Origin of the sequence: Pseudomonas caspiana (assembly GCF_002158995.1) — a bacterium.
GTDB classification, from domain to species: domain Bacteria; phylum Pseudomonadota; class Gammaproteobacteria; order Pseudomonadales; family Pseudomonadaceae; genus Aquipseudomonas; species Aquipseudomonas caspiana.
Genome location: NZ_LOHF01000001.1, coordinates 518,425 through 530,585 on the forward strand (window position 1 = coordinate 518,425; position 12,161 = coordinate 530,585).

General features: G+C 57.6%; 10 protein-coding genes. All 10 read left to right on the top strand.

The features are described from left to right. The first annotated feature begins 49 nt into the window (after positions 1-49). The 10 genes from AUC60_RS02315 (at position 50) to AUC60_RS02360 (ending at position 11,808) form a co-directional block, all read left to right on the top strand. Positions 50-1,588 carry a cryptochrome/photolyase family protein gene (locus AUC60_RS02315; RefSeq protein WP_087264462.1) on the top strand — a complete coding sequence of 513 codons (1,539 nt, stop codon included), beginning with the start codon at positions 50-52 and terminating at the stop codon, positions 1,586-1,588. A gap of 298 nt (positions 1,589-1,886) precedes the next feature. Then, on the top strand, positions 1,887-2,027 hold the full coding sequence (locus AUC60_RS02320; RefSeq protein ID WP_087264504.1) for a DUF2256 domain-containing protein: 141 nt from the start codon (positions 1,887-1,889) through the stop codon (positions 2,025-2,027). A gap of 122 nt (positions 2,028-2,149) precedes the next feature. After that, positions 2,150-2,692 carry a cysteine hydrolase family protein gene (locus AUC60_RS02325; RefSeq protein ID WP_087264463.1) on the top strand — a complete coding sequence of 181 codons (543 nt, stop codon included), beginning with the start codon at positions 2,150-2,152 and terminating at the stop codon, positions 2,690-2,692. Positions 2,693-2,696: 4 nt separating this feature from the next. Next, on the top strand, positions 2,697-3,677 hold the full coding sequence (locus tag AUC60_RS02330) for a GlxA family transcriptional regulator (RefSeq protein WP_087264464.1): 981 nt from the start codon (positions 2,697-2,699) through the stop codon (positions 3,675-3,677). 202 nt (positions 3,678-3,879) lie between these two features. After that, a complete protein-coding gene (locus AUC60_RS02335) occupies positions 3,880-4,269 on the top strand; it encodes a MerR family transcriptional regulator (protein WP_087264465.1) in 390 nt (129 codons plus the stop codon). 40 nt (positions 4,270-4,309) lie between these two features. Beyond that, on the top strand, positions 4,310-5,209 hold the full coding sequence (locus tag AUC60_RS02340) for a hydroxymethylglutaryl-CoA lyase (RefSeq protein ID WP_087264466.1): 900 nt from the start codon (positions 4,310-4,312) through the stop codon (positions 5,207-5,209). 795 nt (positions 5,210-6,004) lie between these two features. Further along, complete coding sequence (locus AUC60_RS02345) at positions 6,005-7,168, top strand: isovaleryl-CoA dehydrogenase (RefSeq protein ID WP_087264467.1); 1,164 nt, start codon at positions 6,005-6,007, stop codon at positions 7,166-7,168. A 245-nt stretch (positions 7,169-7,413) separates the two neighbouring features. Continuing rightward, entirely contained in the window at positions 7,414-9,021 is a 1,608-nt protein-coding gene (locus AUC60_RS02350) for a carboxyl transferase domain-containing protein (RefSeq protein WP_087264468.1), read from the top strand. Between the two features lie 13 nt (positions 9,022-9,034). Beyond that, entirely contained in the window at positions 9,035-9,850 is an 816-nt protein-coding gene (locus AUC60_RS02355; protein ID WP_087264469.1) for a gamma-carboxygeranoyl-CoA hydratase, read from the top strand. Continuing rightward, a complete protein-coding gene (locus tag AUC60_RS02360) occupies positions 9,847-11,808 on the top strand; it encodes an acetyl/propionyl/methylcrotonyl-CoA carboxylase subunit alpha (RefSeq protein ID WP_087264470.1) in 1,962 nt (653 codons plus the stop codon). The genes AUC60_RS02355 and AUC60_RS02360 overlap by 4 nt, the downstream gene beginning before the upstream one ends. Positions 11,809-12,161: the final 353 nt, after the last annotated feature.

The window sequence follows — 12,161 nt, forward strand, 5'->3', positions numbered from 1 at the left end:
TTCGGCCTCCTCGCACAGGAAAAGACGTGTTGAATAGAGAGATAGATTGATGAGCGCCCATCGCCGACTGTGTCTGGTTCTGGGCGACCAGTTGTCCTTTGACCTTGCCTCGCTGGCCGAACTGGACGCCGAGAGTGATGCGGTGTTGATGGTCGAGGTCATGGAGGAAGCCACCCATGTGCCCCACCATCCGCAAAAAATCATTCTGATCTTCAGTGCCATGCGGCACTTCGCGCAGGCCTTGGAAGCGCGAGGCTTTCATGTGCACTACGTCAGACTCGATGACCCACAGAACACCGGCTCGGTGCCTGGCGAGTTACATCGCTGGCACTCGTTGCTGCAGCCTGAAGAGTTGCACTTGACGGAGACCGGTGACTGGCGTCTTGAGCAATCGATCAGGGCGTGTGATTTGCCGATTCAGTGGCACAGCGACACGCGTTTTCTGTGCACTCGAGCAGAGTTCTCCAGCTGGGCACAGGGCAAAAAGCAGCTGCGTATGGAGTTCTTCTATCGCGAGATGCGCCGCAAAAGCCGGTTATTGATCAATGGCGACGGTACCCCGGTCGGCGGGGCATGGAACTTCGACGCCGAAAACCGCAAGGCACTGCCCAAGAACGTACGTGCGCCCTACCCGGCACGTTTTTCTAATGATGCGATCACTCAGGAAGTCATCACGCTGGTTCGAGAAAAGTTCTCCAGCCACTACGGTGCTCTGGACAGCTTTGATTATCCAGTCACGCACGCTGAAGCCCAGTCACTGTGGGAGTATTTTCTGGATTATGGGCTGGCCGGTTTCGGCGACTATCAGGACGCTATGGCCAGCAACGAGCCGTTCCTGTTTCACGCTCGCATCAGTGCCGCCCTGAATATTGGCCTGCTGGATCTGCGCCAACTGTGCAGCGATGTGGAGTCGGCGTACTGGTCGGGCAGGATCGCCTTGAATGCCGCCGAAGGCTTTATCCGGCAACTGATTGGCTGGCGCGAATATGTACGCGGTGTGTATTGGCTGAAGATGCCGGACTACGCCAGTGGCAACGCTTTCGGTAACAGCAGGCCACTGCCAGAGTTCTACTGGACCGGCAAAACCAGGATGAACTGCATGAGTCAGGCCATCGGCCAAAGCCTGGAATATGCCTACGCGCATCACATTCAGCGGCTGATGGTGACAGGCAACTTCGCGCTGCTTGCCGGTATTGCGCCGCCGCAGATCTGTGAGTGGTATCTGGCGATCTACATGGATGCGTTCGATTGGGTCGAGCTACCCAATACATTGGGCATGGTCATGCATGCCGATGGCGGTTATCTCGGCTCCAAACCTTACTGCGCCAGCGGTCAGTACATCAAACGCATGTCCAACTACTGTGGCGACTGCGCCTACAAAGTGACTGAAAGCACTGCTGATAATGCCTGCCCTTTCAATTCGCTTTACTGGCACTTCCTCATGCGTCACAGCAACCTTCTGCGCGGTAATCAGCGCATGGGCATGTTGTACAAAAACCTCGACCGCATGCCTGAAGCCAAGCAGGAAGCACTCTGGCAACGAGGAGAGCTATTGCTCGCCAAGCTGGATGCGGGTGAGTTGATTTGAAATCAGATCGCTTGTTAAGCCTGACACTGCGTTGTCTTGCGTCAAACAGTAGATTTGTTGGAGCTAACGTGTTCGCGACGCGTTGCGTCAGGTGATTGCGTGGTGGATTTGCTGGCGCCTCACGAACACGTTCACTCCTACAGGGTTAACGGGCAACAATACCTGTAGGAGCGCACGAGCACCGCGAGGCCGCGATAGCGGTGTATCAGATGGACCGCCATCGCTGCCTCGCGAAGTTCGCGAGTTCTACAGACAAGTACTCCAAATCGCTGGTTGCATTGCTATGACAGGGAACACATTGAAAAAGAGTGAACTGCCCGTAAAAACCTGCGCCGTCTGCGGGTTGCCTTTCACCTGGCGCAAGAAGTGGGCGCGCTGCTGGGATGAGGTCCGATATTGTTCGGAGCGCTGTCGACGCAACAAGCACGCCCAGACTTAAGCCACACACGCAGGATGTCCGGAATCGTCCTGCTCGCGTCCAATCGGTGTCTGTCGCCACCTCTGATCTGTGCTTACCATGGCATCTGTTGACCACCATTTTCATAGCCTTGGACACAGACCATGAGCAATAAAGCCCTGATCGTCATTGATGTGCAGCATTCGTTTCGGCACTCCGACTACTGGTCCGAAACTGACCTGCCTATTTACCTGAAAAACCAACAAACGCTGATTGACGGGTGTGTCCAGCAAGGCATCCCTGTGATACAAGTCTTTCACGTAGAGGAGCAGGGACACTTCTCCCTGGCCTCAGGAAATGTGAAAACCCTGGACGAATTGTCCATCAACCCTGATCTGGTCATTCACAAACGCGTTCACAGCGCACTCGCTGGTACGCCGCTGGCCGCCTGGTTGAGGGCACGAAACATCAATTCCCTGATCATCAGCGGCATTCGCACTGAGCAGTGTTGTGAAACCACCACCCGGCAGGCCTCAGACACGGGCTTTACCGTGGACTTCGTCAGTGAGGCGACTTTGACTTTTGCGATGACCCACGCACGCAGTGGCCGCACCTTCAGCCCGGCAGAGATTCGTGAACGTACCGAGTTGGTGCTGGAAGATCGCTTCGCACGAATCGTCACCGTTGCTCAGGCGCTTGCAGGTTGAAACGATGACCATTCCGGTGCTGTTTGTGCTGCTGCCCAACGTGTTGATGCTTGATCTGGCAGGCCCGGCCGAAGTGCTGCGCCTTGCGGGGCAAAGTGAAAGCGAAACCGCACTGGATTTTGACCTGCAGTACGTCAGCCCGGTCGCCTCCCTGCAATCCTCAATTGGTCTGCCTCTTTCCGGTTTGCCGCCCCTGCCGGAAACCCTGACGCCAGAAACAATGGTCGTGTTGGTCGGCTCTACAACGACTGCGCCCTCCGCGCGTTTGACGGAGTTCGAAGCAGCCAGCAATATCGTCACGGACTGGCTGCGACGGGTGTTTGCACCTTCAGGCGCACAACTGGTGTGCATCTGCGCGGGTGCATTGATTGCGGCGAAAGCGGGTCTGCTTGACGGTCGTCAGTGCACCACTCACCACTCGCTATGCGAGACGTTACAAGCCATCGCACCCACGGCGCGCGTGCTGGAAAACCGGCTTTATGTCACTGATGGTCCGATCAGTTGCAGCGCAGGTGTCACCGCAGGCATAGACCTGATGCTGCACTGGGTAGCCGAACTGGCAGGGCCGCAACTGGCCTGCGCGGTGGCACGGGATATGGTGGTTTATCAGCGTAGAGGCGCCGCGGACCCGCAACTGTCAGCCTGGGTGAGCGGTCGTAACCACTTGCACCCCGCATTGCATCGTGTTCAGGACGCCCTGAGTGCGGCGCCTTGCGAAGACTGGACTGTCACCCGAATGGCGAGCCTTGCCTGCACCAGCAGCCGACATCTGGCGCGGTTGTTCAGTGAGCACGCGGGCATCAGCCCGCTCGATTACTTGCACCGACTGCGCGTGAGTGTCGCCCGTGAGCTGCTGGCCCAATCAACTCTTGATATGGAAACCATCGCGGAACGCTCAGGCTTTGGTTCTGCCAGGCATCTGCGGCGCATCTGGGGCAAGTATGAAACCGCCCCGCCATCGGACAGCCGCTCTCTTGGGCGATGATCTGGCCACGCTCATTTATCCAGAAATTCACTCCCGGGGTAAGCATCGCTGCATTTTCGGGTGCTGATCATTTCGCAAGCGCGGTTCTATTGCCCCATACACAGCCTTGGACAGCCCATGCTTGAGCGCAAAAGATTTCTTGCTTGACGTATACGTAAAGGGAACCTTAGGTTAAACCTCTGTTTCCCCGCCGAGCGCGTTCATGACCAGCCAGACCTACAGCATCTCCGACCTCGCCCGCGAGCTGGATATCACTACCCGGGCAATTCGCTTTTACGAGGAGCAAGGCATGCTCGCTCCTGAAAGACGTGGATTGGAACGCATCTACTCGGCCCGTGACAAGGTGACGCTCAAGCTCATTCTGCGAGGCAAGCGCATCGGCTTTTCCCTGGCGGAATGCCGCGAACTGATCGAGCTATACGACCCCGCCGGCGGTAACCATAAACAACTTCACACCATGCTCGGCAAAATCGGCGAACGCCGCACGCAGCTGGAACAGCAAATGCTGGACATCCAGCACATGCAGCTGGAACTGGACGCGGCCGAGGAGCGCTGCAAGCTAGCGCTCGATAAAACAATAAAAATCAATTAATTGAAGACTTATTCTCGAATCTTTCGAGAAGGAGCCGGGCATGCCATTACCTGAAAAAGTGCGCCTTGTAGAAGTGGGGCCGCGCGACGGCTTGCAGAATGAATCCAACCCCATCAGCGTTGCGGACAAAGTGCGACTGGTTGACGAGCTGTCGGCGACTGGTCTGAGCTACATCGAAGTCGGTAGTTTTGTCTCACCCAAGTGGGTGCCGCAAATGGCCGGTTCTGGAGATGTATTCGCCAATATCCAGCGCAACGACAAGGTGACCTACGCAGCGCTGACTCCAAATTTTCGCGGCTTCGAGGATGCCCTTGCCGCTGGGGTCAGAGAAGTCGCTGTGTTTGCCTCAGCCTCTGAAGCCTTCTCACAGCGCAACATCAATTGTTCAATCAATGAAAGCCTGGAGCGCTTCGCGCCGATCATGGAAGCTGCTCGCTTGCATGGGATGCAGGTGCGCGGCTATGTCTCCTGCGTACTGGGCTGCCCGTATGACGGCAAGGTCGCGCCCGCACAAGTCGCCGCGGTGGCCAATGAGCTACTTGCCATGGGCTGCTATGAGATATCACTCGGCGACACCATTGGTGTGGGTACCCCCACTAAAACCCGTGAGCTGTTCGATGTTGTCGCAGGGCGCATTGCCCGAGGCAAACTCGCCGGGCATTTTCACGATACCTACGGCCAGGCCCTGGCCAACATCTACGCCAGCCTGCTGGAAGGCATTCACGTGTTCGACAGTTCGGTCGCCGGGCTCGGTGGCTGCCCCTATGCAAAAGGTGCCAGCGGCAATGTCGCCAGCGAAGACGTCCTCTACATGCTTGATGGGCTGGGGATTGAAACCGGGGTTGATCTGGATCGACTGATCAATGCTGGTCAGCGCATTTGCCAGGTGTTGGGTAAGACCAATGGCTCCAGGGTAGCCAAGGCACGCCTGTCGGCCTGAGGTGCGACATGTTGTCACAGAGTGTTACCCTACTCTCAGTTCGCAGGAAGAAACGGGTAACACGGAAACAATTGCCATGGCTTTGCACCGTATGCCCCGTTAGCTGTTTTCACTAGCCCCTTGTTTTTAAAGGGTTTTAGAAAGCTGGCACGCCTCCTGCTATATCTTCAGTACAACAAGAATAAAAATGTGCAGTAACCCAATAAAAACAAGACGTATCGGCTCTGACATAACAAAAACAACACGGACAGAGGCGCAGCTAACAGATTTTTTTGGAGTGGATAGCTTTTCTGAGGAGCTTGCAAGAGATCCTCGCAACCGGGCGAAAGAACAACAAAACTACCCTGAGGTAGCGCCAGACCTGGTTGGATCGATGAGATAGAAGCCGCATCAGCGCTCAAAAAAATACGTTTGCTCTTGATCCCTAATGGGATCGCTTAAAACAGCGGTAAGGGTACGGCCACCAAAAACAACAACAGGCCGCCCAACAATAAAAAAGAGCATCGCGAAATACCTTGAAGGGGAGCCCAGGCTCCCCTTCGTGCTGTCTGGGGGGTGGGGTTTTAGGCGGAAAACTCGGTCTGTAGTAGCTCACGAGCACCGCGAGGCAGCGATGGCGGCCTGTCTGATACACCGCTATCGCGGCCTCGCGATGCTCGTGCGCTCCTACAGAAAGTATTTCAATTCAGACAAACCCACCCGTTTGCAGCCGCTGATTGACACGCCTCCGGCTACAGGTTTACGTTAACGTAAAGGTCATAGCGACTCTTCCAAAAATAACAAGGAACGCTAACCATGAGTTATCCCAGCCTGAACTTCGCTCTGGGCGAAACCATTGATATTTTGCGCGACCAGGTGCAATCGTTTGTTGCCGCTGAAATCGCCCCACGGGCTGCGCAGATCGATAAAGACAACCTTTTCCCTGCGGACCTGTGGCGCAAGTTTGGCGACATGGGTCTGCTGGGCATCACGGTTGACGAGGAATATGGCGGCGCTGGGCTGGGTTATCTCGCCCACGTGGTGGCCATGGAAGAGATCAGTCGCGGCTCGGCGTCTGTTGCACTGTCTTACGGCGCGCATTCAAACCTTTGCGTGAATCAGATCAATCGCAACGGCACCACCGCGCAGAAGGCGAAGTACCTGCCCTCTCTCATCAGCGGTGAACATGTCGGCGCGCTGGCCATGAGCGAACCCAACGCAGGTTCCGACGTGGTTTCGATGAAGCTGCGCGCCGACAAACGCGGCGACCGCTTTGTCCTCAATGGCAGCAAGACCTGGATCACCAACGGTCCAGATGCCAATACTTACGTGATCTACGCCAAGACTGACCTTGAAAAGGCGGCTCATGGCATCAGCGCCTTTATCGTCGAGCGGGACTGGAAAGGTTTTTCACGCGGCAACAAGTTCGACAAGCTGGGTATGCGGGGTTCGAACACCTGCGAACTGTTTTTCGATGATGTAGAAGTTCCAGAAGAGAACCTGCTGGGCGTGCTGAATGGTGGCGTAAAGGTGCTGATGAGCGGCCTGGATTACGAACGCGTCGTCCTGGCCGGTGGACCGACCGGCATCATGCAAGCCTGCATGGATGTGGTCGTGCCCTACATCCATGACCGTAAACAGTTCGGTCAGAGCATCGGCGAGTTTCAGTTGATCCAGGGCAAAGTCGCCGATATGTACACCCAACTAAACGCCAGCCGCGCTTACCTGTATGCCGTGGCGCAAGCCTGCGAACGTGGCGAAACCACACGCAAGGACGCAGCCGGGGTCATTCTCTATAGCGCAGAGCGGGCAACGCAGATGGCTCTGGAAACGATCCAGATTCTGGGCGGTAACGGCTACATCAACGAATTCCCGGCCGGACGACTGCTCCGCGACGCCAAGCTCTACGAAATTGGCGCAGGCACCAGCGAAATCCGGCGGATGTTGATTGGACGTGAATTGTTCAATGAGTCCCGATGACTGCAGTCGGGTGATAAACAACAAAGTGGTGCTTCTTGCCACTGCGTCTCAGGCATCGCGGGCAAGCACCGCTCCCACATTGAACTGCATTTCAGTTCAAGTGAGTCAGGGGCTGTGTGCACTGATCAACTTGAACTGAAATACGATCTCTTGTGGGAGCGAGGCTTGCCCGCGATGCATGAGGCACCATTGCAAGACGCACCCCGCTATCGTTAATAGCGCGCAAAAGAAAGCCCGGAGTAGCCATGACAACCCTCCAAACCCACATCAATACCCGCTCTGCCGAATTCGCCAGCAACAGCGCCAGCCTGCTGGAGCAAGTCAACGCCCTGCGCAGCCTGCTCGCCAACATTCAGCAAGGCGGTGGGCCGAAAGCTCAGGAGCGCCACACGTCACGGGGCAAATTACTGCCACGGGATCGGATCAATCGGCTGCTCGATAGCGGTTCGCCCTTTCTTGAAATCGGTCAACTGGCCGCACTGCAGGTTTATGAAGAAGACGTGCCTGCCGCCGGGGTGATTGCCGGTATTGGCCGCGTCGAAGGCGTGGAATGCATGATTATCGCCAACGACGCCACCGTCAAAGGCGGCTCGTATTACCCGCTCACGGTCAAAAAGCATCTGCGAGCACAGACCATAGCCCAGCAGAACCGCCTGCCGTGCCTTTACCTGGTGGATTCCGGCGGCGCGAACTTGCCGCGTCAGGATGAAGTGTTTCCGGATCGCGAGCACTTCGGACGGATCTTCTTCAATCAGGCCAACATGAGTGCCCAAGGCATCCCGCAGATCGCCGTTGTGATGGGCTCTTGCACCGCAGGCGGCGCTTATGTACCGGCCATGGCCGATGAAGCGATCATGGTCCGCCAGCAGGCAACCATTTTTCTCGCCGGCCCCCCTCTCGTCAAAGCAGCGACAGGCGAAGTGGTCAGCGCTGAAGACTTGGGAGGTGCAGATGTGCATTGCCGCACTTCCGGGGTTGCCGATCATTACGCCGATAACGATGAGCATGCTCTGGAGTTGGCACGCCGCAGTATCGCCAATCTGAACTGGCGCAAGCTCGGCGCGTTGAACAGCGAGTCCCCAACCGCCCCCCTGTACGCTGCTGACGAGTTGTACGGGATCATTCCTGCCGACGCCAAACAGCCTTTTGATGTCCGTGAAGTGATTGCCCGGCTAGTGGATGGCTCGGTGTTCGACGAGTTCAAAGCGCTGTTTGGCACCACGCTGGTATGCGGGTTCGCCAGGTTGCACGGCTACCCGGTCGCGATCCTCGCCAATAACGGCATTCTGTTCGCCGAAGCGGCGCAAAAAGGCGCGCACTTTATCGAGCTGGCCTGCCAGCGCGGAATTCCGCTGCTGTTTCTGCAAAACATCACCGGCTTCATGGTCGGACAGAAATACGAAGCGGGCGGCATCGCCAAACACGGGGCCAAACTGGTCACGGCGGTGGCTTGCGCCAAAGTACCGAAATTCACCGTGATCATCGGCGGCAGCTTCGGTGCGGGCAATTACGGCATGTGCGGACGCGCCTACGATCCCCGGTTTCTGTGGATGTGGCCCAATGCGCGGATCGGCGTGATGGGTGGCGAGCAGGCTGCGGGCGTGCTGGTTCAGGTCAAACGCGAACAGGCCGAGCGCAGCGGCGAGCCGTTCAGTGCCAGCCAGGAGGCCGCTATCAAACAACCGATCCTCGACCAGTACGAACATCAGGGGCACCCGTATTACTCCAGCGCCCGGCTGTGGGATGACGGAGTGATCGACCCGGCACAAACCCGGGACATCCTTGGACTCGCCCTCTCCGCCTCGCTGAATGCGCCCATCGAGCCGACGACCTTCGGCCTGTTCCGCATGTGATCAGGAAACGCTCATGACTGACTTTCAAACCGTAGAACTGCTGCGTGACCCACAGGGCTACGCCACGCTCTGGCTTAACCGACCGGAGAAAAACAACGCGTTCAATGCACAAATGATCCGCGAGCTGATCCTCGCGTTGGACGCGGTTCAGGCCGATGCCAGCCTGCGCTTTCTGCTGATACGCGGCCGTGGCAGGCACTTCAGCGCCGGCGCGGACCTGGCTTGGATGCAGCAGTCTGCCAACCTCGATTACAACACCAATCTGGATGATGCCCGCGAACTGGCCGAGTTGATGTACAACCTCGCCAAACTCAAGATTCCAACCCTGGCGGTGGTACAAGGCGCAGCATTCGGCGGCGCACTCGGTCTGATCAGTTGCTGCGACATGGCCATCGGCGCCATCAATGCGCAGTTCTGTCTGTCTGAGGTGCGCATTGGTCTTGCTCCGGCGGTGATCAGCCCGTTTGTGGTTCAGGCCATCGGCGAACGTGCTGCCCGCCGTTACGCGCTCACCGCCGAGCGATTTGACGGTGTGCGCGCCCGAGAGATCGACCTTATTGCCGAGTGCTACCCGCCGGAGGAGCTGGAACAACAGGTCCGTAAGTGGACCGAAAACCTGCTACTGAACAGCCCACAAGCCATGCGTGCCAGCAAGGACCTGCTGCGCGAGGTGGGTAACGGCGCACTGACCCCAGCCCTGCGCCGCTATTGCGAAAATGCCATCGCACGAATTCGCACCAGTGGCGAAGGCCAGGAAGGTCTGCGCGCCTTTCTGGACAAGCGCCCACCCGCCTGGCAGACCGAACAGCCCAAGGAGCCCCGTCCATGAGCGCCTCTACTTTGACGACTGTGTTGATCGCCAACCGTGGTGAGATTGCCTGCCGCATCATGCGCACCGCGAAAAACCTTGGCTTGACTACGGTTGCAGTTCACAGCGAAACAGACCGTGATGCCCGCCATACCCGCGAAGCAGACATCAAGGTTAACTTGGGTGGTAGCAAAGCTGCCGACAGCTACCTGCAAATTTCCAGATTGATCGCCGCAGCCCTTGCCAGCGGAGCTCAAGCTATCCATCCCGGCTATGGCTTTCTTTCTGAAAATGCCGAATTCGCCCGGGCCGTTGAAAGCGCTGGCCTGATTTTCCTCGGCCCGCCCGCCTCGGCCATTGATGCAATGGGCAGCAAGTCCGCGGCCAAATCGCTGATGGAACAGGCTGGCGTGCCGCTGGTACCGGGCTACCATGGCGAGGCTCAGGATCTGGCGACGTTTCGCGATGCCGCTGAGCGGATTGGTTACCCGGTACTGCTCAAGGCCACCGCAGGCGGTGGCGGCAAAGGCATGAAGGTTGTTGAGCGCGTAGAGGATTTATCCGACGCACTGGCTTCGGCGCAGCGGGAAGCAGCTTCATCGTTTGGCGACTCGCGCATGCTGGTCGAAAAATACCTGCTCAAACCTCGTCATGTGGAGATTCAGGTGTTTGCCGATCAACACGGTCACTGCCTGTATCTCAATGAACGCGACTGCTCGATCCAGCGTCGCCATCAGAAGGTCGTCGAAGAAGCTCCCGCTCCGGGTCTCAGCCCGCAATTGCGCAAGGCCATGGGCGAAGCTGCGGTCAAAGCCGCGCAGAGCATTGGCTATGTCGGCGCCGGGACGGTCGAGTTTCTGCTGGATGCCCGAGGCGAGTTTTTCTTCATGGAAATGAACACCCGCTTGCAGGTTGAACATCCCGTGACCGAAGCCATTACCGGTCTGGATCTGGTGGAATGGCAGTTGCGAGTCGCTCAAGGCCAGGTGCTGCCGCTGACTCAGGAGCAAGTACCGTTGATGGGGCACGCCATCGAAGTGCGGTTGTACGCCGAAGACCCCGATAATGAATTCCTGCCTGCAACCGGCACGTTGGCGCTTTATCGCGAAAGCTTGGTCGGTGCCGGGCGCCGGGTAGACAGTGGCGTGGCTCAGGGCGACAGCATCTCACCATTTTACGATCCGATGCTTGGCAAGCTGATTGCCTGGGGGGAAGACCGTGAGCAGGCGCGCTTGCGGCTGCTGGCCATGCTTGATGAGTTCGTTGTGGGTGGGGTCAAAACCAACCTGCCGTTTCTGCGGCGGATCATCGGCCATCCAGCGTTTGCGGCAGCCGAGCTGGATACCGGCTTCATTCCTCGTCATCAGGCGCAGCTGTTGCCACGCCCTGCGCCATTGTCGGACGAGTTCTGGCAGGCGGCCGCTGCAGCATTCAGTCAGAGCAAACCTGCGCGCGTGCGTCAGGACGATGCCCACTCGCCTTGGTCCTCGATGACCGGGATGCGCTTTGGTATGGCCAGTGAAGTGGATCTGCATCTGACCTGCGATGGTCAGGAGCATACCGTCAAACTGCGCGGTGACAGCACTTGGGTGACTCGACTGATTGACGATCAGTTGCTGATTGAGCAAAACGGCCTGCGCCAGCAGCACCTCGCGCTGCGTCGCGATGACACCCTGTACCTGAAATGGGCCGGAGACCTGCATGCAATCAAACGCTTCAATCCGATCGCCGCAGCAGACGCCAGTCAAGCCTCCCAAGGCGGACTGACTGCCCCCATGAACGGCAGCATTGTGCGGATTCTGGTTGAAGTCGGCCAGAGTGTCGAAACCGGTACGCAACTGGTGGTGCTGGAAGCGATGAAAATGGAACACAGCATCCGCGCTGACCAGGCGGGAGTAGTGACCGCCGTGCATTGCAGCGAGGGAGATATGGTGAGCGAGGGTGCAGTGCTGGTGGAAATTGAAGCGCTGGCTGAATGACGACGTGGGAGCCGGGCTTGCCCGCGATAAGGACAACCCGGTTTACCTGCAACACCGTGGTGTCTGCATCGCGGGCAAGCCCTGCTCCCACATGCACCGATCTCCTGGCAAAGCATTGTTGAACTGCACGACTGAATTCAGAACTGCAAAGCAAGACTAACTACACGCTATTGCGCAGACAGCACATAACCCTGTGGGAGCCGGGCTTGCCCGCGATATGGGCAACCCGGTTCACCTGCAACACCGTGGAGCCTGCTTCACGGGCAAGCCCTGCTCCTACATGCAGCGATCTCCTGCCAAAGCATTTCTGAATTGCACGACTGAATTCAGAACGGCAAAGCAAGACTGACTAC

Excerpts from the sequence above, each read along its gene's own strand:
- AUC60_RS02340 (WP_087264466.1), top strand. The coding sequence starts at position 4,310 with ATGCCATTACCTGAAAAAGTGCGCCTTGTAGAAGTGGGGCCGCGCGAC.
- AUC60_RS02355 (WP_087264469.1), top strand. The coding sequence starts at position 9,035 with ATGACTGACTTTCAAACCGTAGAACTGCTGCGTGACCCACAGGGCTAC.
- AUC60_RS02345 (WP_087264467.1), top strand. The coding sequence starts at position 6,005 with ATGAGTTATCCCAGCCTGAACTTCGCTCTGGGCGAAACCATTGATATT.
- AUC60_RS02360 (WP_087264470.1), top strand. The coding sequence starts at position 9,847 with ATGAGCGCCTCTACTTTGACGACTGTGTTGATCGCCAACCGTGGTGAG.
- AUC60_RS02315 (WP_087264462.1), top strand. The coding sequence starts at position 50 with ATGAGCGCCCATCGCCGACTGTGTCTGGTTCTGGGCGACCAGTTGTCC.
- AUC60_RS02335 (WP_087264465.1), top strand. The coding sequence starts at position 3,880 with ATGACCAGCCAGACCTACAGCATCTCCGACCTCGCCCGCGAGCTGGAT.
- AUC60_RS02350 (WP_087264468.1), top strand. The coding sequence starts at position 7,414 with ATGACAACCCTCCAAACCCACATCAATACCCGCTCTGCCGAATTCGCC.
- AUC60_RS02330 (WP_087264464.1), top strand. The coding sequence starts at position 2,697 with ATGACCATTCCGGTGCTGTTTGTGCTGCTGCCCAACGTGTTGATGCTT.
- AUC60_RS02325 (WP_087264463.1), top strand. The coding sequence starts at position 2,150 with ATGAGCAATAAAGCCCTGATCGTCATTGATGTGCAGCATTCGTTTCGG.